The organism is Butyricimonas sp. RTP31003st1_G1_RTP31003_210430 (genome assembly GCF_040920905.1).
GTDB classification, from domain to species: Bacteria; Bacteroidota; Bacteroidia; order Bacteroidales; family Marinifilaceae; genus Butyricimonas; species Butyricimonas paravirosa.
This window is the reverse complement of sequence record NZ_JBCOSQ010000024.1, coordinates 1-23,442: the sequence shown is the minus strand read 5'-3', so window position 1 is coordinate 23,442 and position 23,442 is coordinate 1. Positions and strand designations below refer to the sequence as shown.

Annotated in this window: 24 protein-coding genes; 3 read left to right on the top strand and 21 right to left on the bottom strand. The window is 50.8% G+C overall.

The window, feature by feature from the left end:
• Window positions 1-19 precede the first annotated feature (19 nt).
• On the bottom strand, window positions 20-583 hold the full coding sequence (locus AB5542_RS09325; protein ID WP_279038036.1) for an RNA polymerase sigma factor: 564 nt from the start codon (window positions 581-583) through the stop codon (window positions 20-22).
• Window positions 584-1,024: 441 nt separating this feature from the next.
• Between AB5542_RS09325 and AB5542_RS09320 the strand changes: the two genes are divergently transcribed.
• Both AB5542_RS09320 and AB5542_RS09315 read left to right on the top strand, forming a co-directional pair.
• Entirely contained in the window at window positions 1,025-2,248 is a 1,224-nt protein-coding gene (locus AB5542_RS09320) for a site-specific integrase (protein WP_005832231.1), read from the top strand.
• A 23-nt stretch (window positions 2,249-2,271) separates the two neighbouring features.
• Window positions 2,272-3,573 carry a site-specific integrase gene (locus tag AB5542_RS09315; RefSeq protein WP_005832229.1) on the top strand — a complete coding sequence of 434 codons (1,302 nt, stop codon included), beginning with the start codon at window positions 2,272-2,274 and terminating at the stop codon, window positions 3,571-3,573.
• Between the two features lie 66 nt (window positions 3,574-3,639).
• On the opposite strand, the gene AB5542_RS09310 is transcribed toward AB5542_RS09315, so the two are convergent.
• The 14 genes from AB5542_RS09310 to AB5542_RS09245 all read right to left on the bottom strand — a co-directional run bounded on the left by AB5542_RS09310 (window position 3,640) and on the right by AB5542_RS09245 (window position 18,380).
• On the bottom strand, window positions 3,640-3,951 hold the full coding sequence (locus tag AB5542_RS09310; protein WP_004319015.1) for a helix-turn-helix domain-containing protein: 312 nt from the start codon (window positions 3,949-3,951) through the stop codon (window positions 3,640-3,642).
• Window positions 3,948-4,244 carry a helix-turn-helix domain-containing protein gene (locus tag AB5542_RS09305; protein WP_004319014.1) on the bottom strand — a complete coding sequence of 99 codons (297 nt, stop codon included), beginning with the start codon at window positions 4,242-4,244 and terminating at the stop codon, window positions 3,948-3,950. The genes AB5542_RS09310 and AB5542_RS09305 overlap by 4 nt, the downstream gene beginning before the upstream one ends.
• A 19-nt stretch (window positions 4,245-4,263) precedes the next feature.
• Window positions 4,264-4,569: a helix-turn-helix domain-containing protein gene (locus AB5542_RS09300; protein ID WP_004319013.1), complete on the bottom strand. Its 306-nt coding sequence runs from the start codon at window positions 4,567-4,569 to the stop codon at window positions 4,264-4,266.
• A gap of 217 nt (window positions 4,570-4,786) precedes the next feature.
• Window positions 4,787-5,203, bottom strand: coding sequence for a hypothetical protein (locus AB5542_RS09295; protein ID WP_034522606.1), 417 nt, complete (start codon window positions 5,201-5,203; stop codon window positions 4,787-4,789).
• Between the two features lie 351 nt (window positions 5,204-5,554).
• A complete protein-coding gene (locus AB5542_RS09290) occupies window positions 5,555-6,868 on the bottom strand; it encodes a sigma-54-dependent transcriptional regulator (RefSeq protein WP_005832224.1) in 1,314 nt (437 codons plus the stop codon).
• On the bottom strand, window positions 6,843-9,179 hold the full coding sequence (locus AB5542_RS09285) for a hybrid sensor histidine kinase/response regulator (RefSeq protein ID WP_347786950.1): 2,337 nt from the start codon (window positions 9,177-9,179) through the stop codon (window positions 6,843-6,845). The genes AB5542_RS09290 and AB5542_RS09285 overlap by 26 nt, the downstream gene beginning before the upstream one ends.
• A 16-nt stretch (window positions 9,180-9,195) precedes the next feature.
• Window positions 9,196-9,672, bottom strand: coding sequence for a hypothetical protein (locus AB5542_RS09280; protein WP_004319010.1), 477 nt, complete (start codon window positions 9,670-9,672; stop codon window positions 9,196-9,198).
• Entirely contained in the window at window positions 9,669-10,784 is a 1,116-nt protein-coding gene (locus AB5542_RS09275) for a reverse transcriptase domain-containing protein (RefSeq protein ID WP_227980148.1), read from the bottom strand. Before AB5542_RS09275 ends, AB5542_RS09280 begins: the two co-directional genes overlap by 4 nt.
• Window positions 10,785-11,219: 435 nt before the next feature.
• A complete protein-coding gene (locus tag AB5542_RS09270) occupies window positions 11,220-11,594 on the bottom strand; it encodes a four helix bundle protein (RefSeq protein ID WP_004319006.1) in 375 nt (124 codons plus the stop codon).
• 105 nt (window positions 11,595-11,699) lie between these two features.
• Window positions 11,700-13,265, bottom strand: coding sequence for a fimbrillin family protein (locus AB5542_RS09265; RefSeq protein WP_005832215.1), 1,566 nt, complete (start codon window positions 13,263-13,265; stop codon window positions 11,700-11,702).
• A gap of 179 nt (window positions 13,266-13,444) precedes the next feature.
• On the bottom strand, window positions 13,445-15,079 hold the full coding sequence (locus AB5542_RS09260; protein ID WP_368243035.1) for a fimbrillin family protein: 1,635 nt from the start codon (window positions 15,077-15,079) through the stop codon (window positions 13,445-13,447).
• Window positions 15,080-15,199: 120 nt separating this feature from the next.
• Window positions 15,200-16,228 (bottom strand): fimbrillin family protein, encoded by a 1,029-nt coding sequence (locus tag AB5542_RS09255; protein ID WP_005832211.1) that lies wholly within the window; start codon window positions 16,226-16,228, stop codon window positions 15,200-15,202.
• A gap of 31 nt (window positions 16,229-16,259) precedes the next feature.
• Complete coding sequence (locus AB5542_RS09250) at window positions 16,260-17,150, bottom strand: FimB/Mfa2 family fimbrial subunit (protein ID WP_005832209.1); 891 nt, start codon at window positions 17,148-17,150, stop codon at window positions 16,260-16,262.
• Window positions 17,151-17,165: 15 nt separating this feature from the next.
• Window positions 17,166-18,380, bottom strand: a complete 1,215-nt coding sequence (locus AB5542_RS09245; protein WP_005832206.1) for a DUF3575 domain-containing protein — start codon at window positions 18,378-18,380, stop codon at window positions 17,166-17,168.
• Window positions 18,381-18,431: 51 nt separating this feature from the next.
• Here AB5542_RS09245 and AB5542_RS09240 point away from each other — a divergent pair, with 51 nt between their 5' ends.
• Complete coding sequence (locus AB5542_RS09240) at window positions 18,432-18,680, top strand: hypothetical protein (protein WP_368243034.1); 249 nt, start codon at window positions 18,432-18,434, stop codon at window positions 18,678-18,680.
• Between the two features lie 335 nt (window positions 18,681-19,015).
• Here the strand turns inward: AB5542_RS09240 and AB5542_RS09235 are convergent, their stop codons facing one another.
• Genes AB5542_RS09235 through AB5542_RS09210 form a run of 6 tightly spaced genes read right to left on the bottom strand, consistent with a single transcriptional unit; the run spans window position 19,016 to window position 23,100 of the window.
• The gene (locus AB5542_RS09235; RefSeq protein ID WP_004318986.1) at window positions 19,016-19,804 is read right to left on the bottom strand and encodes a PRTRC system ThiF family protein; all 789 of its coding nucleotides are present in this window, start codon (window positions 19,802-19,804) and stop codon (window positions 19,016-19,018) included.
• Entirely contained in the window at window positions 19,801-20,520 is a 720-nt protein-coding gene (locus AB5542_RS09230; protein WP_004318984.1) for a prokaryotic E2 ligase family D protein, read from the bottom strand. Before AB5542_RS09230 ends, AB5542_RS09235 begins: the two co-directional genes overlap by 4 nt.
• 6 nt (window positions 20,521-20,526) lie before the next feature.
• Window positions 20,527-21,609, bottom strand: a complete 1,083-nt coding sequence (locus AB5542_RS09225) for a hypothetical protein (RefSeq protein ID WP_005832197.1) — start codon at window positions 21,607-21,609, stop codon at window positions 20,527-20,529.
• Window positions 21,610-21,644: 35 nt separating this feature from the next.
• Window positions 21,645-21,866 carry a PRTRC system protein C gene (locus AB5542_RS09220; protein WP_004318980.1) on the bottom strand — a complete coding sequence of 74 codons (222 nt, stop codon included), beginning with the start codon at window positions 21,864-21,866 and terminating at the stop codon, window positions 21,645-21,647.
• A gap of 4 nt (window positions 21,867-21,870) precedes the next feature.
• Window positions 21,871-22,848: a PRTRC system protein E gene (locus tag AB5542_RS09215; protein ID WP_005832194.1), complete on the bottom strand. Its 978-nt coding sequence runs from the start codon at window positions 22,846-22,848 to the stop codon at window positions 21,871-21,873.
• A 36-nt stretch (window positions 22,849-22,884) separates the two neighbouring features.
• Complete coding sequence (locus AB5542_RS09210; protein ID WP_004318974.1) at window positions 22,885-23,100, bottom strand: hypothetical protein; 216 nt, start codon at window positions 23,098-23,100, stop codon at window positions 22,885-22,887.
• Window positions 23,101-23,442 lie beyond the last annotated feature (342 nt).

Here is a 23,442-nt window from a genome sequence, read left to right as displayed (position 1 = left end):
ATGACACTTTCTTGTAAATTTAACAATTCGACAGGAATAAAAGGATAGCCGTTATATCTCCTAATCGACTCTTCAATAATTGTTTTCCACGCTTTTTATGTGACTTTACCGAATCTATGGAGAGATTCAGTTTCTCCGCAATTTCCGCGTTATCGAAACCTTCCATCACCAGTTGGAACACTTGTCCCGTCTGTTCCGGTAAATCCTGAATAGCCTCTGACAACAAGGCCAGTAACTCCTGCTCCACGATCTGGTTAAAAAAGAAGGTCGTTGTTTCCCGTTCCTTCAAGAAAGACATATACTCCTGCTCGATCCGGGCATGTTTCAAATAATTCAGACATTGATTCTTGGTGACCAGATACAAGTAAGATTTCAAGGCCACCACGACATCAAAAGTCGGTTTATCCGTGTATAATTTGAAAAATATCTCCTGTACAATATCTTCCGCCACGTCCGGGTCATTCACGAAATTAGTGGCAAATGCACAGAGTGAGGCATAATACTTTTCAAACAGGACTTTAAAAGCCCGGTCATCCCCAACTCTTAATCCCTGTAACCATTTTACCTCATCCTGTTCCGACATATTACTATCACGTGTTAACCCATCATTTAGAACTATACAAATATACGAAAACTCGCTCACATACGGATGGATTTCAGAGGAATAATGCAAAGTGCTTGGACGAGAAAGGGATAAGTCGTTTTGTTCCACATTCTTCCATTTGAGGTTTTTGACCTGTTTTTGGGGAGTTAGGCAAACAAATCGCTACTTATCCGTTGCCTTTTCGGGATTGAAAATAGGTATGAAATTTACTTCCAAAACTGTTTTTCTACCCCTGTTCACCACCGCAAGAACGCTGTTCTGTCTGTTTTTTGCTAATGCAAAGTTAGTCAAAATTTTCCGTATCAGGAAAAAATACAGTCTCAGATTGGAAGTCAAGGGGGCTTTTTCTATATTCCGCTATATTTTTCATGCCATTCATTTGCTCGCTATATAATAATTTTGCAAACAAAGGAATAGGTTATGAATCAGGCAAATGTAAAGGTGTCGTTCTACCTGAAAAAGAGCGAGGCGGATGCCAATGGCGAATGTCCGGTAATGGCTAAGTTGAACATCGGAAAATACTCTGAAGCGGCATTCAGCGTGAAGATGAAAGTGCCGCAATCCCGATGGACTTCGGGGCGTGCGTCTGGCAAGAGTGTGACGGCAAAGGAAATCAACAACCGGCTGGATGAGATCCGTGCGGTGGCGTTGAGTATCTATAACGAGCAGTCTGCCGTCCGTGACGGTGTGACCGCTGAGGAAGTGAAAAGCATTTTGCTTGGAATGGCAAGCGGGCAGGAAACACTGTTGAGCTATTTCAGGCAATTCATCAACAACTTTGAAAAGCGAGTTGGAGTCAACCGCACAGCCAAAAGTTTGCAGGCATACCGCAATGCCTATAGGCACATTGAGAAGTTTCTGCAAGAAAAATACAGGCTAACGGATATTCCTTTCTCGGCATTGGACCGCTCCTTCATCGACAAATACGACCTGTACCTTCGTACCGAACGCAATCTCGCTCCCGGAACCGTCATCAACCTGACCGTCCAACTGAAAACCATCGTGGGTGAGGCTATCGCTGACGGTATCATTACCGTTTATCCGTTCATGGGTTACGAGCCGGTTCGTCCGAAAGCGGTGCAGAAGTATCTTACCGATGAAGAGCTGCAACGGCTTATGACCACTCCGCTCCATAGGCAGACACTTTACCTTGTCCGTGACATGTTCCTGTTTTCCTGCTTCACCGGCATTTCATACAGGGATATGCGCTCGCTGACAAAAGAAAACCTGTCGCTTGCGGAAGACGGCACATGGTGGATTAAAAGTGCCCGCCAGAAGACCAAGATAGAATTTGAAATCCCCTTGTTGGACTTGCCGTTACAGATTCTGAAAAAGTACAGTGATGCCGTTTCTGATAACAGGCTGCTACCGATGTATTGTAATTCCAACATGAATCTCTACCTGAAAGAGATTGCCCGGATTTGCAACATCAACCGTCCGCTGGTATTTCACGTGGCCAGGCACACCTACGCCACGGAAATCACCCTTTCGCATGGGGTTCCTCTTGAAACCGTCAGCAAAATGCTCGGACATAGCCGGATTGAAACCACACGTATTTACGCGAAAGTGACCGATGACAAGATTGATTCCGACACAAGGACTTTGAACCGGAAAATATCGGAACGTTTTTCCGTCGTGATTTGATTACCTCTTAAAAAAACAAGAACATGGAAAAGAATATAGAAAACCAGAATATCAAGCGGCGTAGTACATTTGCCGTATTGTTCTATATAAACCGCACGAAAGTCCGCAAGGACGGAATGTGCCAGTTATTGTGCAAGGTAAGCATCGATGCCGAATGGGCACAGATAGGAACCAAAGTATCCGTCAATCCCTCTATTTGGAATCCCGACAAAGGACGCGCCGACGGACGGAGTGAAAATGCAGTTACGGTGAACCGCGCCATAGATGACCTGACAGACGAGATAACCGGACATTACGACAGGATAAAGAACAGTCTGGGGTTCATTACAGCGGAACTTGTCAAGAATGCAGTCAAAGGCATCGGGCAGAAACCACTTACCCTGCTTGCCTTGTTCAGGGAGCATAACGAGGAGTTCAAGAAGCGTATCGGGATAGACCGCATACAGGAAACATACGACTCCTACAAGCGTTCCTACAAGCACCTTTCCGCTTTTGTTCAGGAGAAGAAAGGCGTGGAGGACGTGACATTGAGAAGCCTTGACCGTGCGTTTTATGACGACTTCGAGTTGTTCCTGCGCACGAACCGCAACCAAAAACCCAAGACCGTACATGAACACCTGTACCGCCTGAAGAAGCTGACAATGCGGGCGGTCAGCCAGGGGACATTGCGCCGTGACCCTTACTGCCGCCTGCATCCCGAACTGCCAAAAAGAAAAAGCCGGCACATGAAATTGGAGGACTTGAAGACACTGATGACCACCCCGGTGGAGAAGCCTCAACTGCAATTCGTAAGGGATATGTTCATTTTCTCGACATTTACCGGATTGGCGTATGCGGACTTGAAAAAACTGTCGGTCAATGATGTCACGCAGGCTGAGGACGGCACATGGTGGATTCACATCCACAGGCAAAAGACGGATATGCTTTCGTCTGTCCGCCTGTTGGATATTCCCCTTCAAATCATCGAGAAATATCGTAGCCAAAGAACCGGGGACAAGGTATTCAATGTTTACAATCGTGGATATTTTATAACATTGACACGAGAGCTGGGACAGGTATATGGCTTTGATTTGACCTACCATCAGGCCAGGCATAATTTCGGGACCCACATCACCCTCTCGCTCGGTGTGCCGATAGAGACGGTCAGCCGCATGATGGGACACAACTCCATTTCCACCACCCAGCTGTATGCCCAAGTAACGGACACCAAAGTGGACGAGGATATGAAACGGCTAAAGTCCACAGGTTTCGGGAAACAGATACAGCTTTGCGAAGAAGATTTCATCGTCAAGAAAAAACGGGGAAGAAAGTCTGAAATGGCATAAAATAAAAACGGAGAAATGCCCTTTGTAAAAAGGAAATCATTTCTCCGTCTCTTTTAGTGAACGATGCTATACCCATCGTTGTTCTTCCCGGCAACGCTTGTAGGAATCCTCCAGTATCTTCAGAATATCCGATTCCTTATACAGAGTCTTGCCCTGCACCATGTAATAAGGAACCACCCCGAATGTCCGGTACTCCTGCAATGTGCGCCTGCTTACCCGCAGGACTTTGGAGAGTTCCTCGTCAGTGAGGAAGCGCTCACCGTTAAAGAGGGATTTCGGCATCTTCTCAATCACGGAGAGCATCTTCTCCATTTTTTCCAGCCCTTGAAACATCACGTCGATCCGAGGGTCTTTGTCGTCCAAGAAATGATAGCTCATAATCTGCTTTTTATTAAAGGGTGATAATTCAAATCCAACAATCTCTGTACGTCTTCAGGCTTGTAGAACAGCTTGTTCTTGATACGGCTGAAAGGCAATATCCCTTTGTTGCGATATACCTGTAGTGTCTTCTTGTTGATGCGAAGCACATCGCACACCTCCTGATTATCCAGCCAGTTTTTCAAGCCGAGGTCCTCGGCCGGACGGCATACCCGCGTCATCCGTTCCTCAAAATCACAGAACCGGACACGCAATTCTTCAAAAGTCTGTTTGTCAACACATATTATTTCCATAATCCTTGCTTCATTTTAATTAAACATTTGGCTGATGTCTGAACCTCGCCGGCAATGACTTGCCCTTTTGGTTGAGGAACGCCTCCACTTCGGATGCCTTGTAGTAGGTTCTCCCGTCAATCATGTAATAGGTCACGAGCTTCTTCTGGCGGTAACGCGCCAGCGTGCGTTTGGTGATGCCGAGCAGCCGGCACAGGTCGTAGTTGTCCAAGAGCGTGTCGCCGTCCAGGCATTCCTTCAGCTTGTTCATACGCTCCAATGCCCGCTCTATCCTGTCGAACCGTTCCATGATTTGGGCGAACATCTCGCTGTTTATCTGTAACATGAGTAATCTGTTTTAAGTGTAACTTATCGTTTGCTTACACCTTGTTGCGCAACAGGTTATATCATATTATAAGGCCAACAGCGTACCAATGACACCGATAGACACCAAGAGGAACTGATATAACATTGTATATCAGTGAAATAAAAATCTGAGGCTGTAAAAATGAATAAATGGCGAATCTTGCAAATTGCAAGATTTCCTTGCAGGATGCAATGGACTATCGCGAGGATTTGCGATAAATGAGACGGACAATCCCGTTTTTGAAAGCAACTGTCCTGTAAAGTTTCCAACGATTGACCGGAAGTCGATGCAGGCAGTCCGTACCGTTGCCTGTTGTCAGAGGAAGAATGTAGATGATGATTTCGTCAATGAGGTGGTAGATGGAAAGCCCGTGTAGCAAGTCAAGGCTCTTTGGGTCGGATATTTCTGAGGTAAAGGTAAAGGAGTCCGGTTTCTCGTCCTTTTCACAAATCAAGTCCAGCATGGGATAGCCGGGAAACAGCGTGAAGGTACTCCTCTCGTGCCAGAACGGGAAACCTTGGCTGTCCGTCTTCACCCATTGCAACAACTCTTCATTCGGGTCGGGAAGATAACCGTCCAATGTCACTGCCGTTATGATTTGTATTCTTGCCATACCTGTCCGTCTAAAAAAAGAAGCGTGGTAGCCACGCACTCAGACAGAGGCTCTGGTAAAGCCTAAAGGAGAACACGCAACACCACGCTATGACAGAGCATAGCATAAGCATTACGCAATCATTCTCCTTTAACGTCAATTTACCAGATTTCTGTCCGAGAAGCTTGCGCTCTTATGTTATATAATCAGCAGAGGGGTTTTCCCTCCACCGGTTTTCTTCTATGTTTCAGACCGGCAAGGCTATACCCTGCCAAATCTTTTGCAAATTTACAAAATTTCAGTCGGATTGAAAAATCATTTCAATATATTCTGTGTCAACACTGTTGCCGGAAATAGATAGAATATCGGGGATTATCTTATCCCGTATTTCTTCATCTTCCGGTACAGTGTTGAAGAGTTTACATTCAACAATCGTGCGGTCTGTTCACGATGCCCGTTGCACGCTTGAAGGGCATTTGCAATGGCTTCCCTCTCGCTGTTTTCGTCTTTCAAAGGCAATATGTCCGGAGTTTTCTCCGTAATCCGAATATCAGTCTGACTGTCTGCGTTCAAGTCCGGCAACTCCAATACAGGGGTTTCCGTAAGCAACACCGCCCGTTTGATCCGGTTCTGCAATTCCCTGACATTGCCCGGCCAACGATAAGAACGAAGTCGGTATATGGCATCTTTTGAAAAGCCTTTTGTCTCTTTCTTAAGTTCTTTGGAAAACCGTTCACGGAAAAATTCCGCCAAAGGCAAAATGTCATCAGCACACTCGGCCAAAGATGGCATCCTGATTTCCATCTCTGCCAGACGGTGGTACAGGTCTTCCCGGAATCGTCCTTCCTTGATGGCCCGTTCCAGATTTTCATTCGTTGCCGCCACAATCCGCACGTCTGCCATCCGCTCCCTGTCGCTGCCGATAGGGGTATAGGTATTCTCCTGCAACACTCTAAGGAGCATGGACTGTATGTCAATAGGCATCGTGCCGATTTCATCCAGGAAGAGCGTACCGCCTTTTGCCATGTCGAAATATCCGTTCTTTGCCGTATCCGCACCGGTGAAGGCGCCTTTCTCGTGTCCGAACAGGAGGGATGCCGCAAGTTCGCGTGGCAACGCTCCGCAATTGACCGCTACAAACTTGCCGTCACGTCCGCTGTTCGCGTGAATGCCCTGTGCCACGGACTCCTTGCCGGTACCGTTGGCACCGAGTATCAGCACCGACATATCCGACGGGGCTACTATCCTCGCGTATCTCTCCACCTCAAGTATTTTAGGGCAGGTACGTCTGAACAGGTCTTTCGGTTTCGTGCGGACAGTCGCGAGCGGACGGAATATCTCTTCCGCCAGTTCAAGCAGGTGTTCCCGGTGTACCGGCTTGGGCAGATAGTCTTTTGCCCCCAACTTGATGGCGCGTACCGCATCCGGTATAGACCCGTATTCCGTTGTCACTATGAATGGAATGTCTTTCTTCTCTTTTGTGAGCCACTCTAAAAGCGATATTCCGTCACCTTCAGGCAAGCGCACATCGGACAATATGAAGTCGAACCGATGCTTGCGTATCAATGCACGTGCGGCCGGTTCATGCATGGCGGTCATTACATCGTACCCCGCCTGTTCAAGCCAGTCTTTCTGGCGTTGTGACAAACTTATATTGTCTTCAACTATCAGTACCTTCTGTTTCATCGCTCATTTTCTTTATTTCCTTTTCAGCTTCTGTTATAAGTCCGGAGATGTGTCCTATCAGCAGCTTCACCTGTTCATTGACGGTATTCATATCGCATGCAGAATCGTTTAACGTGGTGCGGAGTTTTACCAGTGGAGCATCGGCCCGTAACAACTCCAACGAGGGCTTTATCTCGTGGGCTATGTCATGGAGCTTTTCAATGTCCCCTGTCTTTATTGCCGATTGCAAGTCTGCCATATTTTGTTCGGACTGGATAATGAAAGTTCTTAGCAGTTCTCTTTTATCAAGCACATCTGCCGTGAACGTGGCAAAATCCGGTGTATGTGACTCTTCCACATCGCGTGACACCACAGAAGAGACCATATCCAACAGTTCTCTCATGGAAAACGGCTTGTGGATGGAGTCCGTGAATCCGCCCTTTATGAATGCCTCTTTTTCTCCTTCTCCTCGTGCAGTCATGGCTACTATCGGAATTGTGTGTGAATTTCCGATGCTGGATTTGCGAAGCAATGCCAGAATTTCAAAACCGTTGGTTTCCGGCATCTGTATGTCGCTTAGCAGCAAGTCGTAATCCTGCCTGCGCATCTCATTGACCAGTTCTTTGGCATTGGAACAGGTGGTACACGATACTCCGTTGCGTTCAAGCATTTCCTTGGCTATTTCCAGTTGTAATGTGTCATTGTCTATAACAAGTACGCGCTGTGGCAATGGCAGACGGTCTTGCGGAACTGCCGACGCTTCACTATTGATTTTCTCATTGGAAACCGCTAACGGCAGGGATACACGAAATGTGCTGCCATGCCCGATTTTACTTTCCACATCAATGCTGCCTCCTAAAAGTTTGACCAATCCTTTTGTGATGGGCAAGCCCAACCCGAAACCTTCGGCATTCGCCTCAGACGACAGGCGTTCAAACGGACGGAAGATACGCGAAACGGTGTCTTGATCCATACCGATTCCCGTATCCTTTATTTCTATATAAAGCATTCCATTTTCATATCGGACATTGAACTGTATCATACCGGCGTTTGTAAACTTCACAGCATTCGTCAGTAGATTGTCTATAATTTGAGAGATACGATCCATGTCACCGCACAGTACGACATCCGTATTTTGGGAATCATGGTGGAATATGATTCCCTTATTATTGGCAATATGTGAAAATCCGGTCACAATACGTTCCAACAGATCATTAAGGTTGAACGGTACATTGTTGCAGGTTTCCTTGGACTCGTTCAGGCGGTACACGTCCAGCAGATTGTTCAGCAGGTGCAGGATATGTTTGCACTCCGTTTCGATATTTTCCAAATGGTGATTCCTGCGTTTCCTGTCCCGGGTATCTTTTGCCAGTTCGACATATCCGTAAATGATGTTCAGGGGGCCGCGTATGTCATGCGAGATAGTAAGTATGACGTTTTTACGCGTTTCCAGCAGTTCATTATTCCGGTCAATGACACCCTCCATCTTTTTCCTGAGCAGCGAATCCCGTTTCAGATGTTTCTGGATAATCAGGTACGAGAACACCAGCAGGAGGATGGCGGCGATGATCAGCCCGGTGATGATGGAGGTGGAGCGTTGGTGCGCTTGGGCTATCTGCTCTTCCCTGTCCCGGAAGGCGGCTTGTGCATGGTCGCTGATGTTACCGAGCAGGGCGAACAGTTTGCGGTTCAGTTCCCTGTTGCGGATGCGCAGGCTGTCGGTGTAATTCTCCATGTTGCGTATCCGCTCCGCTTGCAGGGCGATAAGCTGTTCGTTCAGCGAGCGGAGCTTGTCGGACGAGGCGGGCACTTGCACCGTTTCCTTGCCGCCGAACCATCCGGCTATGCCTTTCTTCTTCTGCACGACGGTACGGGTCTGTGTCGCTTGCCTTGCAGCTTCTGGCAGATGGTTCACCAGCAGGCTGTCGGCTTTGTCCTGCCGGTGGAACACCTGCATGATTTGGTGCAGGTGTGTCTCCTTGTCCGCCAACAACTGTTGCAGGGTATCTATCTGCGACAGACCGAATATGTAGCTATGGTTCGTTTGCAGCATTTGCAGCAGGCTGTCCACCCTCAGCCGTCTCGTTTGGTAGGCATGGTAGTCCTCATCCTCCCAAGCGATGACGCTCTCGCCCAATGAGGCGAGTACCGTGATGTTGCGGTGTATCTCGGATATGTCACGGCGTGCCTGTCTGATTTCGTAGGTGTCGGCCTCGATTTTCCGAAGGCGTGCGTGTTCATGGAAAAGAATAGCGGCCATGCTGATGATGACCGCCATTAACATCATATAGCCGAAGAGGATTTTAGCTTGCAGGGGTATGTTTCTGTTCATATATAACAAGGTCATATTAAACATCTGTATCGTAAATCCTCTTTTGCAGCAGGTCTATAAAGTTCATGGCATCCATAGGGGTGGAGCGAGAGAGGTCGAACGAGAGTATCATAGCCTGCAGGCTGTTGTCATACGAACTTTTGCTGCCCTTGCGGTCTTGCCCGCCCTCCGTTTTTTCGGGGATGGAGACCAACGCCTCCGCTTCGCTGCCGTCTATGCCGGAAAAGACGAAAGAACCGTCGTCCTGCCGGTCGATTTTCCCTCCGGCGGCTATTATCTGTTCCATCACTTTCCCTACATGGCTTTCCGGGAATCCTGTGGTCAGCACAAAATTTCCGCCTTTACGCTGCCGGTGCATGACACGGTAGCCTGTGGCGCGTGCCAAGGCGAAAGCCCCGCAACCGTAGGCGGAGAAAAACTTGCCCGACCGGGTCACGAGGAAACGGCTGTCGCCGAGTTCCTGCTGTTGTTGTATCAATTCGCGTTCTGTCATACAGTCCTCCTCAGTTCTTTGATTTCATTACAAATCTCCTCTTTTTTGCATTCAATCTGTCTGTACCGTTTTTTCAACACGACTTTCTCCAAGTGTCCGGCAAAATAGATGACCTGCCACCATTCCTTACCGATACGGCTCATGACCTTGCACCGCAGGTTGTAGGAGGAAAAATGCCGCATCATTCCCAAATAGGAGTTTATCGTACTGACAAACTCCTCCCCGTGGGTTTTCACGTAATCGGGCGAGCCTGCCGCCAAGCGGTTCAGGCGGTCGATGGCATCGTAGCAGAAGCCGACTGTGCGGTTGCTCAGGTATTTCCGCCCCGGAAGTATCATCCCTCCGATAAACAGGACACCTTTCGTGTAATGTTGCAGATAGATCTTGCGCGGGTGCAGCGACAGCCCGTGTTCGGAGAGCCAGCCGGCAATTTTCGCTTTCACCTCTATCAGGTGCTCTTTCGAGGGATGGACAAGCACCATGTCGTCCACATACCTGCCGTAGTGCTTCACGCCCCATTCTTCGCTGATGAGATGGTCCAGTCCGTCCAGGAAGTTAAGGGCGAGCAACTGGCTTGTCAGGTTGCCGATAGGCAGTCCGCACGAGCCGTCGGAATGGAACAGGCTCTTGTCTTTGGGCAATCCGCGCCAGCTTTGGGGAGGCGTCTTGCGGATGCAGTTCTTTTCCGGACGGTTGAATATCGTCTCACGGAGCAGATAGAGCAGTATCGCCAGGTCGTTTCCCCCGTAGCGTTCGTGCAAGAGTTCTTCGGTCAGGTCATACAGCCGCCTCTTCGATATTTTCATGAAGAACGAACGGATGTCTATTTTCAGGATATAGCAATCCCGCGTGTAGTTCTCGGAGCAGAGCCGGATATGTTCTTCCACCCGTTCTATGCCGTAGAGCGTACCCTTTCCCTTGCGGGTACTGTAACTGTCATCGATGAACTTCTCTTCCAAAAGCGGAACGAGCCTGTGGGCTATGAGGTGGTGTACAACACGGTCGCGGAAGTCGGCGGCGAAAATCTCCCGTTTCACGGGTTTGTTGATAATGAAAGCGATGGAACGCGAAGGGCGGTATGTGCCGGCATTGATTTCCCGCCACAGTTCCACACACCTCGTTCGTAATCGCTCTCGAAGGCAAGGGCATTGCAGGTATTGCGTTTCTTTTTACGGCACTCGAAATACGCCTCGAAGACATCCTCCAACGGAATGCCTCCGAGTTCCTCATCTGTAAAAAGACTTTGTTGCAACTCCATATCGCTATACCATTTTGTTTATCGTAAAGTTTTTATTGAAAAAGCCAAGACCGGACGCACGTAACTATTTCTGTTGTTCTTATTGTTGTTGTTCACGTTGCCGTTGTTCACATTCACATAAAGAGCGTTGTTCGCCGGATTGTTGTAGAACTCCGAGGAGGACCAGTAAATGTTGTCTGTTTTTGTCTTTGCGAGCCTCCCTGCACGAGGAAAGCCTGCCGACAACCCTTTTTCAATAATAAACAGTTCGCTTCGGGAAGCCTTGACCGCCCGAATCCCGACTGATAAATCATTGCCTTTTATCTTCCTGTTTCTTCATTCCGCGTTCGTTATATTGTTTCCAGCTCGTAGCCTGCTTGCCTATCTTCTCCAACAGCAGCCCGAACGAGGCGTATTTGCGCTCGGTAATGACCTTCTGCTCCACACATACGCGGAAAAGCATCTGCAACATGCGGTAACGGTCGAGAAATTCGGTCAATACGCCCACTTTTTCATAGCTGCTGTTCGCCTTGTAAATCAGAGAAAGCATATCCAAAGTCAAATCCACCATACGGCTGCCCATACTGTAGCGGAAGAAGCGCGGAAAATCCTGCGTCAGGATCAACAGGTTGTTCAACAACCGGTAAGTGTCGCGGTATAGGGGTAATTCTTCGGATAATGCCATAACTCGATTTTTCAAAAATTTTTCCGACCCGCTTCGCGGGTATTCAGCCTTTATCAACGAGCGGCTACGCCGCAAATAGATAAATAGATTGAATAGGTAAATAGGTCAGAAAGCCAAGACCGGACGCACGTAACTATTCCTGTCGTCCTTACTGTAGTTGTACACGTTGCCGCCGCTCACACTCACATAAAGAGCGCCGCTCGCCGGAAGGTCGCAGAACTCCGAGGAGGACCAGTACCAGTCAGACTTTAAGCCTGATACCACTGTCTTGCCTTCAAACAAAGAAGCGCGGTTTTGATAAACATTCCACATCTGGCCGATGGAGGGCAAAAACCAGCCGGTGCTATTGGCAGGGGACGGGACTTTGTGCGCATAATCCACAACGGCATAGTAGGTGGCAGGATAACCGGAATCTTCGGTGGCATTCAACTTGTCCTTGCCGCCGGCAGCGGTGATGATTTTCTGTGTCCAGGCGTAGCCGCTCCAGTCGATGTCAGGTGCAGAGTAATTGTTCTGTTTTTTTCCGCTTCCATCCGTGGGGCAGCAACCCAACTCGGTTCCGTAAACGCCCCACTGACAATAACCGTTTGTGGCATCCTGCAAGGCAACGGCATAGCCGTGGCACTTCTGCTGACCGATACCGGTGGCGGAGTAATCGGAGGCATCGTTTTCGTGATGACCGGCATGGAACACGATGGCGATAACGCTTGCTTTCTGTTCTTCGGTCAAAGTTTCGTCTTTGCCTACAATATTGCCGTCGGCAAGGAGGTAGTCCCCTACTTGCAAATTGTGATCTTTGTCAATCGTCGGTGCTCCGTCCACCTTATAGGTCTTGTATGAGCTTACGCTGATATTGTTCGGGGTGATGAAAAACTCCTTCTTGCCGTCGGCATAGCTGCCGGTGAGGGTTACGGTATTGCCTTGTCCGGGACGGACGAAGTAGCGGTATGTGCCGTCCGTATTGCGGCAGGGCTTGGCCTCTCCACTGAAATCGGCTGTAGTAGCAATCACATAGTCGGGAATGGAGGTGTCGGTGAACTTATACACCGTCTTGGGCATTTCGACTACGGCGAGTGCCATGCGGTGGGTCATGGAGAATGAGAGCGAGAGCTTGCCGTCGGCTTTGCTTCCCGAGCCCGTGGCGGTCATGAGGTCGGAGGCTGTGTAGCCTTGCGTGTAGTCGCTCTGATCAGCTTCCGGCTGCCAGTCATTGATAAGCGTGGCGAAGAAATCGCCATCGCTCGTGGTGTCGGTGGCATTTACCTTGCCCGCCATCTTCGCTGTCTCTTGATAGGGATAGTAGAGGAAATACTTCTCGCCCGCCATTCCGCCGGCAAGGGTTACGCCCGCTTCGGGTTGCCAGGTAAGACTGCCGTTCGTGCCTGCTGTGGCGGTGAGTTTCACATTGTCATAGACTATCGCCCCATTGCGCACAAGGTAGAGTCCGCAGGCGTCACTGGCGGTAAACTCGGTACGGTAACCGTCCTCGGTAGCACGGGTAGCGGCTTTCTGCGAGCCGTCAGCCGAAGTTGTCAGGGCATAGCCGCCGTCGGTGATGGTGATGGCGAGCGGTGCGGCATTGTCAGCACCGGGCAGGGGAAGCTCCTCCTGCGTGCAGCCGGTCAGCAGCAGTGCCGCCGCCCAAAGGGTATGTAGGATATTTCGTTTCATTGTCACACTTTTTATTTTAACTTTACGTTACTTGTTTTTATCTTCCTTGCGGGGCAAAGACTGCAAGCGGCCGTTGCCACAATTCCGTTTGTAAATCCGACCCGCTTCGCGGGTATTCAGCCTTTATCAACGAGCGGCTACGCCGCATAATAGATAAATAGGCTGAATAGGTAAATAGGTCAGAAAGCCAAGACCGAACGCACGTAACTAAATCTGTCGCGCTTATTGCTGAAGAGCACGCGGCCGTTGCGCACATCCACACAAAGAGCGTAGTCCGCCGGAACGTAGTAGAACTCCGAGGAGGACCAGTACCAGTCAGACTTTAAGCCTGATACCACTGTCTTGCCTTCAAACAAAGAAGCGCGGTTTTGATAAACATTCCACATCTGGCCGATGGAGGGCAAAAACCAGCCGGTGCTGTTGGCAGGGGACGGGACTTTGTGCGCATAATCCACAACGGCATAGTAGGTGGCAGGATAACCGGAATCTTCGGTGGCATTCAACTTGTCCTTGCCGCCGGCAGCGGTGATGATTTTCTGTGTCCAGGCGTAGCCGCTCCAGTCGATGTCAGGTGCAGAGTAATTGTTCTGTTTTTTTCCGCTTCCATCCGTGGGGCAGCAACCCAACTCGGTTCCGTAAACGCCCCACTGACAATAACCGTTTGTGGCATCCTGCAAGGCAACGGCATAGCCGTGGCACTTCTGCTGACCGATACCGGTGGCGGAGTAATCGGAGGCATCGTTTTCGTGATGACCGGCATGGAACACGATGGCGATAACGTTCTTACCGTTCTCCGGCTGCGGCTTGGTCTCTGCCCACTCCATCGTGCTGTCGGCATAGAGCTTGCGCAGGCCACCGTCGCTCCAGGTGCCGTCGGAGTAGTAATAGTCGCCGATTTTCGGTTCTGTTTCCGTGCCGTCATAGGTGATGGTCACGCCCACATTCTCGCTGCCGCCGGCGTTCCACGTTCCGCCCTTGGCTGCGGTCACCTCTATGCCACTGGCTTTCACGGTGATGGTGTAGGCATACCGCTTGCCACCGAAAAACCCAAATTTGCCGGCAGCTTCTGTTTCGGGAGTGTAGGTAAAGTCATTGCTGCCTATGCTGATTCGGATGAGCGGCTTGCCCGTCATATCCTGCGGCGGCACTAACGCCTCGTATTTCTTCGTTGCGGCATCGTAATAGGGCTTTATCTCGCCGTCCGATTGGTCACCCGGTGATACCAAGCCGGCGGTTGAGTGCGTTAGCGGGTCTCCGAAAATGGTGACGGTCGCACCCTCCAACTCCTCTTCCGTAATGCCTTCGCCAGCTTTGAGAATTACTTCGATTTTCGCCATGCGGTGGATGAAACGGAGATTTATGGCTTGGTCATAACGCCCTATGGCACTGGCGTACAGGACATCGAAAGCGGCGTACCCGCCACTTTGGTCGGAAATATCCGTTTCCGATTCTATGTCCGGGGTCCATGCACTGACGCGGGCTTCATCGGTGTTCTTCCAATAGAAGGCATTATCGGCATCCTTCGGGCTTGCATTGCCCGATGCGTCCATCACGTATGTTTTGTTACCAAACACGCCTTCCAGTGACACTCTAATCTCCTCGCCGCCCGTCCACGCATCCTTACCTCCGGCGCGGGTCTGCGGCTGCGCCACCTCCGCCGTCAGTTGCAGCGGGTACTTGCCGTCGGGCAGGGGCGCGGTGCTTTCATCCTCACTGCTACAGGAAGCGAGCACCCCACAGATGAGCATCATAACCGGCAACCAGCCGCCGATGCGCGGCCACGGCCTTCTCGCTATGTTCCTTATTATTTTCATATTGTCTTTATTTATTTCGTTTTGTGCCACTGCCCGTTGCGACGCGGGCTGCCGCACCATTTATTATATATGGCGTGCCTCCGTCTTACGCCTGATGCACGGCAGTGGCTTTCAGACACACTACATTTTTGCATCACCCGCATGGCTACCACCGTCGTTCCAGTTTTCGATGGTGCTTCCGCTAAGGGTCAGCCCCGTCTTCTTCACCGTGATGGTGTAGGTATAAGAATAACCGGCCTCCAACGCGGGTTTGATCATGTCCTTGTTGGAGTAGCTCTGGTATTCCTCGTCATCGGGAGATATCTCAAGCACCAAAGCGTTGGCGAGTGTCTGCGGGAGCAGGATCATGGTGAAAGTCATCACGCCCGTGGCGGCGTCAAAGGTTGCCACGCACTTGTCCGTGGCCGTCTTCGGGGCACCGGTGCACTGGCGTAACATCCAGTCGCTCACAACGCTGCCCGCGGTCGCGGCGGTACCGGTCTTCACATCGAACGTTCCCTCGTGAACCAGGCCGCCCAGCTTGTAGTCGGCGAATTCCAGCACGGCAGTGTCGTCGAAACCGTCGGTGTTCGACACCTGCACCTTGAGGATAAGACGGGCCATCTTGTGCTTGAAGGAGCAGTCGCTGCCGCCCGCGGCGGTGTTGTCCGTGAAGCTGACGGTCGGGCTGTCTTTATCGGCCTTGGCTCCCGTGGCATGGATGTAGTCCACCTTCTCCTGTTCCGTGGTCGTGGGCTGGTTGCTTGTATTTACCGTAATCTTCCCGTCTGTACCAGGCAGGGTGGAGGCGTTTGCGCCCGATGCGTAAGGCGCGTAGGCGGCAAAAGTAAACTCGAGGAAAGCATCCTCGAAGAAGATGCCGCCACCCGCCGTCATCGGGGTGAAGTCCGCGTTGGTGCCGGTACTCGTGGTCGCGTATCCCACGTTCTTGTACTTGCCGCCCATGGTCGTGGTCGTGCCAGGGGCATCCACCACCATCACGCCGATTCGGTCGGCGTTCCACCCGTTGTCCACAGCACGGGTCTTCGGCCCGCTCACGCCTGCCGTGATTCGTGCTTCCACCGGATTGTTCTGTACCTCGTTCTCTTGTGTACACGCAGCCAATAGCGTTGCTGCTGCAATAATGAAAAACCTCATGTTCATTGTCATAATCTTGTTTTTTTGATTAAAATATTTATCGTCAGTTAGCATCCCCATTGCCGCTTTCTACCTCGTTCCAGCCCGTGATGGTTGCGCCCGTTACCCCGGCCTCTACGGGCAAAAGCAGATTACCCGTGAGTTTAACCGGTTTGGTGCCGTTATTGAAGTCCCTTATGGCCTCGGTAAGGTCGCTCACTACCCGCTGCGTGTCACCGTTGTTGAAAGTGATGTCCACCGTCAGCGTATGCGTTTCCGTCGGGACGATGCCGAGCAGTCGGAAAAAGATTGTGAACTTGTTGCCGTCCTGCCTGAAAGCGTTTGTTACTTGTGCCGCTGCACTCCGGTCGCCTGTTGCCATATCCGCTGCCGAAGCCACGCCGGAGAGCGTTGCCGTAGCCGACTGTACACGGCTGTAGTCGCCTTCCGTGGCGGTCAGTTCGATGTCGAGCCTGCGCACGTATTGTCTCATCGGGGCGGTGACGTGCAGGGTGTCATCCGCCACGACGCTGATGTCCTGGTGCGAGGCGAAGAGGTAGCCGGGGTGCGGCTCTATTGCACCCGTCAGATCCACCGGATTCACCGTTGCCTTGTTTCCGTCGATACTAATCCCCTCCGGGGAGTTGTACACCGTCAGGCCGTAGCCACCGGGCGCGAGCAGCGCGTCGAACACGTTGGTCGCCGCACTCACGTTCTGTTCCCTCCCGCCGATGCGCAGTGTGTATGCCTGCGGTATGTCCGCCTCGGTGCTCTTTCCGCTCCAGTCTGTGGTTACGACCACCGCCCCACGGTCGGGGTGCGGCGTGTCATAGAGGTCGTCCTTCACGCACGAGGTCAGTATGGCCACCGCACCTATTAGATATAATAAGGTATAAGCCTTTCCGTATGCTCCCGTATATTCCTTTATCTGTCGTATGATTATCGTTGTATTCATTGTTCCTCCTTTCCGCTAAAAGATGTTCCACACCAGGGTGACACCCGCCGAAACAGGACCCCACCAGTTCTTTGTTCCGCTGCCGCGCCTTACCCTCACGCCGTTGATGACCACATACTTGTCATAGTCGGCATGGATATAGCCGATGCCGAGGTTGAAATCAAGAGAAAGGGCATTGTTGAGTTTCAGCTGATAACCTCCGACGATACCACCGCCCATGAGGTCGCCCTGACGGCCTGTTTCGGACAGCTTGTAGTTGAACTGCCCGGCCTTGTACATCGCACCGATATAGCCCCGTTTCTCCTTGCCGAGATACCATCGCACTTCGGGGGCCACTTCCCAAAGGGCATAGCGGCGGTTCTTGTCGTCCCAGCTCCATGAAGCCCACGTACCGTTCACGGCAATACCCACATGGCGGTTGATGCGCCACTCGATACCCAAATCGGGAGTGAGGGTTGCCCAACGCAGGAGGTTGGCACGCAAGGCAAAATGATACGGGGTGGCTATTGCCGTTTCTTCAGCTTGCAGGCGGGCTTGTTCCTCCGCTTCCAGACGCTCTTTTTCGACTTGTTCCGCTGCCATGCGTTCACGCTCCATCCGTTCCGCCTCGGCTTTCTCTCGGGCTGCCTGCTCTGCAGCGATACGCTCCTGTTCTGCCTTTTCCTTGGCAGTCTGTTCCGCTTTTGCCTGCTCTTTCGCTGCCATACGTTCGCGCTCCGCCTCGCCAGACACCTCTTTGTTATAGGCTTCCACTCTGGCGGCGGCTTCCGCACCGGCTATCTCCGCCACTTTCTCAACAGAGGCAGGGAGGGTGACGATGACCATGTTGTGCAGGGATTTTCCGTTCCCGTCCGTATAGGCTTCGTCAAACAACTGGTCGGTGACGAAGTTCGACTCTTTTATCTTGCCGCGCACAATCAGTTCCGACTTCACACGATTGCGGCGTGTCTTTGCCACTTGCGCCGCAGTCTGTTCTTCGTTGCCGTCCGTAGCGTAGCTTGTCACTAAAAGATACATTTGTCCGGCTTCGATGGCGGGGCGGTGTTCGTCGATGGCTGCAAGCAACCGCTCAAGTTCCTGTCCGTTGCCGCTCCACGGGGAGAAGAACATATCGTTCTCTGCCACGAACCGGAAACGGTAGGCAGTGGAGTCCGGCTTCTCCTGTGCCGAAAGCGACAATCCTGTAACGGCAAGAAAGACCGTCAATAATATTCGTTTTATCACTGTCATATTTGATAAGATTTGTTGTTACGGGTTAATAAAAAAGCATATCGGCGGCGTATGCGGGCATTGTTGTTCCATGCTCCGGCATACACCGCCGACGGATATGACGATACGCGCCCCCGATTGGTGAGGGCGGCATGTAAAGGTTCGGATAATAACGTGGAAAGGAGAGATATTCCGGAAAACGGACTCTCCGTAAGTGATTGGTATTTAAGGAATATTTTGTATATTGACGCGCGTAGCCATGAGAGAGAGAGAGAGAGAGAGAGAGAGAGAGAGAGAGAGAGAGAGAGAGAGAGAGAGTAACCGAATTATCTGAATATCCAAATAATCGGCACACATTTTAAGCGCATCGGACAAATATTTTCCGGATATGGAAACAACTTTACGAAACGGTAATGACACGAAAAAAGCCTCCGTCTTATAGGACGAAGCACCGCCTGAACAAAAAATATTTGTTATATACGGGTGGTATTTATATGTGCTTTTATTGCCGTTCATACATCGTTAACAAAACATTCTCGAAATACAATAGCAAAAGTACAAATAATTTCTCATTCCGCAATGAATTGAATGATATTATTTTGCAGAAACTTTTCCGGCAAGGCGGTTCCACTTTTTCATATTTGCTTTTGCCTGTCTTATACCCCTATCGGATTGACTTTCATCGTTTCTAAGTTCAGGAACAGCCCGTGATGCTCAATCATCCCGTGGCGGAACATTTTCCAGAGGATATTGCAGCCGAGTTGCGCCAGCGTGGAGTTGATAAACAGATCCTGTTTTTCCAATGCCTCTGCCAGTGAGCAACTCGGTCCGGAATCCACTTCTTTCACTCTCGCATATTTCACAAAACGGGTAATGACTTTCAGTGAGCCGACCGTTTCATACATCGTGGAAACCGGCTGTTTGATTTTCTTCGGCACGGTTCCCAGTACAACCTGCCCGGCGGTCTTTGTATTCCCGAAATCCATCCAGTAGAGCGGCGTGTTATTGTCCGTATAGGAGGATGAAGGAACTTTCGCAAGCACGTTCCACAAATCGAGTCTGGATTTTATATTATCCGTACAGGTAATGGTGATGTTCGCAATTTCGGTCCGCTTTACCTCCTTCAATACCGACGGATAGAAACTCGCCTCCGCTTTCCAGTCGTTTCCGAAAAAATTGTTTATCCTTGTGACCAGACATTGTGACTTGTTCAGTCCCAGGTCCGACGGTCCGAAGAGCTGCCGCCCAATGTTTGCGTCCGTCACGATGTCTGGATCGTAGACCGTTACGAACAATCCCGGATGTCCGAGTGCACGGAGCGTGACATCCAGTCTTGCCATACCGGTCAGCACTTGCGAGCCTGTACCGCCCGCGCCTATGATGTTTACCGTCACCGGATGTTGCGGGTTCATCAGGTAACTGTCTGTATAATGTACTCTTTTCATCGCAATATGTCTTTTAGTTTCAGTTTTTTTAAAGGTTGCAGTTCGTCAAGGTCAAAAGGCTTGTCCTTTGCCGCTTTCGTTACCAGTACCAGATTGGATTTCGTGGGGTTCCCACCTCCACCCAGATGGGAGAACTCCGTCAGCCAGAACCTCTTTTCCCAATACTCCAGCAGGTTCGTGTAGGTCAGGTCTTTCGGCTTCTCAATTTTTGCGGAGCCCAGACAGACGCTCGCTCCCGTCACATTGAAGAACGGAGCCGCAAAAAGGTCCGAATTGTCTGTCAGTTCAACATCTGTATAGGCATAGACATTCAGACGGTTTTCTCCGGCCTCATAGATCACGCCCGGCAGGTTGTATTCCGCGCTTTCAATCTTCAGGATGTCATGGAAGAACATCATGCGCTTTTGGGGCGGGTTGTACCAGATGTATTTCTCACTGCCCTTGCGCGGGTCAAACCACAGCAGGTTGGACGGTATCCTGCCGTATGGTGTCACACTGTGGCTTTCGGAATAGCCCCGTACCAGTTCGTTCATGAACTCCACCGTCACCGGACGGCCTTCGCCCATTGTCCCATTTTCGTCTATGTCCCTGACTTCGATAAAATAACCGTCGTCATCCGTGCTGTGGTTGTCATTCTCTTCCGCATAGACAATCAACGCCGCCCTCGGATGAAGCAGCGTCCTCAGTTTTCTTGTAAGTTCATTCGTTTCTACCATAATCTTTCAATATACAATGTTAATAAATTCATCCGCCCACTTGAAGAACCGTTCCGGATAGTCATCCATGATAAACAGGCGGTCGGTTTCCGGTGACAGGGCACAGGTGGTAATCGGGATGATATCGTATGTCTCCTGGCTGTTATTATTGTAATAGTCCACCAGATATTCGGACACCATGTCGTCGCAGTCATAGACCACCCTTATCTGCTGATCCAGACGCATCGGCTGAAAATCCGGTTCCTCCTCGTAAAAGGCATCATAGCCGTATTGCATGATACCGTGTTCCGGGTTAAGGAAGGGCAATCCCTTTTTCATCGCTCCGACAATGGAACGCTCGAAGTCGTTTTGCGGGGTGTATTTTTCAAGTGCCTTCGGCAAATCCTTGTAATAGGACTTTTTTTCAACATGCTTTAGCAGCCTGCCGATTTTCCCTTTCTCGTATGACCGTACCAGTTCCAGTCTTTTGACAGTTTCCTCTTCCTCCTCCTGCGAATCATCCTCTTTCAGCCACATGAATATATAATCCGTGTCCTCTTCGTCCAAAATGGTAGAGATTCCGTTTGCCCACATCAGCTTGTTAATGAATGTAATGGAAATCCTCCTGAGCGTAGAATTGAGAGATTCAACGAATTTCATCGGGAAATAGTACAAGGTCAGTTCGCCCCATTTGTGACACTTCCACAGATTGAAATAGAGCCTGCCGTTATCCTGTTCGATATTCACATTCATCCCTTCCCCGACAAGTTTGTCCATCTCGTCGTACAGATTGGCTATGCTTGCCCCGATACTTTTGCCCGGAGTATGCACCGCTTCCTGTTTCAACAAAAGGGCATAGTTGAAAAACGAGTCACGCAGGAACTCGTAGTTTTCCTGCGTAATCACGTTGATGCCATTACTGCCGTATGAATCCACGACAATACTTTTCTGTGCTATCGGGGCAAGTGCCGTATTCAGAAAAGAATTACGGCCCCGCTTGGAGCCGTAATCCGTTCTGTCCTGTTCACACCGTGTCGTACATTCCGTTCTGTCTGGCCGATGATGAGCCTTGCGAGCAGTGCCGACTGATGTTCGTCCAATGGTACACATGATTTCTTCTTTTTATTGTCCTTCTTCATGGTTTCCTATCCTTTTGTCCCGATGGTGGTCTTGAACTCGTACACCGCCTTGTCATTCTTGATGACCGGTCCGTGTACCGTCGCCGTGGTCAGCTCCGGGTAGAAGTTGGAGTAGTAACTCATGACCATTTCGGGGCTGTCCGACGGGTTGGGATCGTCGAGCGTAATCATTCCGCTGCCTTTCTTGAACGTGAACGAGCGTGTCATTCCTGTGATTTCGAGTGCCATAATCTTAAACTGTCTGATAAGGTGAATACTTGGGTTCTAACATGGATTGGGGAAAATCGGGATATTCCTCGTAATCCTTGGGATTGTAATTGATTTCTCCGTCCGCGGGATATTGCGCAGGGTAGTCTTCGGGAGAGAATGCCTGTTCCTGCCAGTGCGTGTCAGACTGTGCCCCGTATGGAGGCTGCGGAGCCGTAGGCTGTTGTCCGGCATATTGCGGCTGTGGCGGAAGCGGTCTTTGCGGCGGTTGTTGCGGTGGCCACATCGAAGGCTGTTGCAGCGGTTGTGCCGTCATAGGCCGCTGCGGTTGTCCTGCTATCGGTCTCGGAGCCTGGGGCTGCGGCGGATAGGGCGGTTGCTGCATGGGAACTGCCATTGGTCGTGGCTGTGGCTGTTGTGCCGTTGCCGCCATAGGTTGCGGTTGCTGCTGTGGCTGTGGCTGCGGTTGCGGTGCCGGTTCATCCATCAGCTCGAACAGGCTGCCCTTGTTCATCGCCTTCTTCTGTTCCTCCACCATGCTGTCAATCTTCTTCAGGTCTTGCGGCTTGGCATGGAGGCGTGCCTGGCCGAGTGCGGAGACAGCCTCGCTGTGCTTCCCGGCGGCAATCAGTTCCTCCGCCTTCTTGAGATGCTTCTCGTACTTCTCGCGTTTCTCCTTCTCCTCCTTCGTCTCTTTGGCTTTTTCTTCCTTCGCCGCCTTGCTGTCGGCAGCGGCCTTGTCAGCCTGCGCCTCGAACTGCGCCATGTTGGTGATCAGTCCCGCCACCTTCTGTATCGGCCGGGCGACGGTTTGCAGGAATCCCGCGTCCAGTTCCTCCGGCAGTCCGCTGACCGTCAGGGGCACGATGTGGTTCTGGGCCTCGTCCTTCAGCCCGTTCGACTTCGGCAGTGTGGATACCGCCATTTGTCCGTTCGCTTTGCGGATGACTATCGTGAGGTCCACGCCCTCGGTCATCATCTGGTTGATTGCTGTAAAAAACATAACTGTAATAATTTAAAGTGTGAATAATCGTATTTTTTATCGGTTGAAGAACTCCGCCAGCAGCCTGTCCCTGTCGGGATGGTGGCATATTTCCAGGATGGGGTTCAGCAGCGTGGAGATGTGTACCGGTCCTGTGCCTCTTGGCGGGAACTTGACTACGGGATTCGGCTCCACTGTCCTTTTTCTTCTTGTTGCGGGCATCGGCATCTGCACCGGTGCCATCGGCGGTCTTGAGATGATTGCTTGGTTCATGACTTTATAATTTTAATTGTGAATATCCGGGCTTTGGCAGCCCGTTGAACTACAAGGGCTTTACGGTAAACGCTTCCGGAAAGGCAAGGCTTTCGGGAAAAATACCGGAGCGCAGCGAGGATGATTTTTCCGCGAAACCCGAAGGGCCCGGCCTTGCCGTCCGAAAAGAAGCGTTTGCCAACTTTGCCCTGTAGTTCACGGTCTGTCAATGGCTGTATGCGCTTCCCTGTCTTTTCCATGCGTGTCCTCGTCATTCTCATTTCCATAAGGCATGGGAAACAAAAAGAGCCGCCCGAAAGGACAGCCCTGTTCCGCGAGGTGATATTTGGACCTGTATGGTAT

What these genes read in the sequence shown, in the direction of transcription:
- AB5542_RS09230 (WP_004318984.1), bottom strand. Translation starts at nt 20,520, where the DNA reads ATGGTAGAAACGAATGAACTTACAAGAAAACTGAGGACGCTGCTTCAT.
- AB5542_RS09325 (WP_279038036.1), bottom strand. Translation starts at nt 583, where the DNA reads ATGTCGGAACAGGATGAGGTAAAATGGTTACAGGGATTAAGAGTTGGG.
- AB5542_RS09210 (WP_004318974.1), bottom strand. Translation starts at nt 23,100, where the DNA reads ATGAACCAAGCAATCATCTCAAGACCGCCGATGGCACCGGTGCAGATG.
- AB5542_RS09285 (WP_347786950.1), bottom strand. Translation starts at nt 9,179, where the DNA reads ATGAACAGAAACATACCCCTGCAAGCTAAAATCCTCTTCGGCTATATG.
- AB5542_RS09250 (WP_005832209.1), bottom strand. Translation starts at nt 17,150, where the DNA reads ATGAATACAACGATAATCATACGACAGATAAAGGAATATACGGGAGCA.
- AB5542_RS09270 (WP_004319006.1), bottom strand. Translation starts at nt 11,594, where the DNA reads ATGGCATTATCCGAAGAATTACCCCTATACCGCGACACTTACCGGTTG.
- AB5542_RS09295 (WP_034522606.1), bottom strand. Translation starts at nt 5,203, where the DNA reads ATGGCAAGAATACAAATCATAACGGCAGTGACATTGGACGGTTATCTT.
- AB5542_RS09305 (WP_004319014.1), bottom strand. Translation starts at nt 4,244, where the DNA reads ATGGAAATAATATGTGTTGACAAACAGACTTTTGAAGAATTGCGTGTC.
- AB5542_RS09215 (WP_005832194.1), bottom strand. Translation starts at nt 22,848, where the DNA reads ATGTTTTTTACAGCAATCAACCAGATGATGACCGAGGGCGTGGACCTC.
- AB5542_RS09265 (WP_005832215.1), bottom strand. Translation starts at nt 13,265, where the DNA reads ATGAAACGAAATATCCTACATACCCTTTGGGCGGCGGCACTGCTGCTG.
- AB5542_RS09245 (WP_005832206.1), bottom strand. Translation starts at nt 18,380, where the DNA reads ATGACAGTGATAAAACGAATATTATTGACGGTCTTTCTTGCCGTTACA.
- AB5542_RS09220 (WP_004318980.1), bottom strand. Translation starts at nt 21,866, where the DNA reads ATGGCACTCGAAATCACAGGAATGACACGCTCGTTCACGTTCAAGAAA.
- AB5542_RS09310 (WP_004319015.1), bottom strand. Translation starts at nt 3,951, where the DNA reads ATGAGCTATCATTTCTTGGACGACAAAGACCCTCGGATCGACGTGATG.
- AB5542_RS09320 (WP_005832231.1), top strand. Translation starts at nt 1,025, where the DNA reads ATGAATCAGGCAAATGTAAAGGTGTCGTTCTACCTGAAAAAGAGCGAG.
- AB5542_RS09260 (WP_368243035.1), bottom strand. Translation starts at nt 15,079, where the DNA reads ATGAAAATAATAAGGAACATAGCGAGAAGGCCGTGGCCGCGCATCGGC.
- AB5542_RS09240 (WP_368243034.1), top strand. Translation starts at nt 18,432, where the DNA reads ATGCGGGCATTGTTGTTCCATGCTCCGGCATACACCGCCGACGGATAT.
- AB5542_RS09315 (WP_005832229.1), top strand. Translation starts at nt 2,272, where the DNA reads ATGGAAAAGAATATAGAAAACCAGAATATCAAGCGGCGTAGTACATTT.
- AB5542_RS09290 (WP_005832224.1), bottom strand. Translation starts at nt 6,868, where the DNA reads ATGAAACAGAAGGTACTGATAGTTGAAGACAATATAAGTTTGTCACAA.
- AB5542_RS09235 (WP_004318986.1), bottom strand. Translation starts at nt 19,804, where the DNA reads ATGAAAAGAGTACATTATACAGACAGTTACCTGATGAACCCGCAACAT.
- AB5542_RS09255 (WP_005832211.1), bottom strand. Translation starts at nt 16,228, where the DNA reads ATGACAATGAACATGAGGTTTTTCATTATTGCAGCAGCAACGCTATTG.
- AB5542_RS09225 (WP_005832197.1), bottom strand. Translation starts at nt 21,609, where the DNA reads ATGTGTACCATTGGACGAACATCAGTCGGCACTGCTCGCAAGGCTCAT.
- AB5542_RS09280 (WP_004319010.1), bottom strand. Translation starts at nt 9,672, where the DNA reads ATGACAGAACGCGAATTGATACAACAACAGCAGGAACTCGGCGACAGC.
- AB5542_RS09300 (WP_004319013.1), bottom strand. Translation starts at nt 4,569, where the DNA reads ATGTTACAGATAAACAGCGAGATGTTCGCCCAAATCATGGAACGGTTC.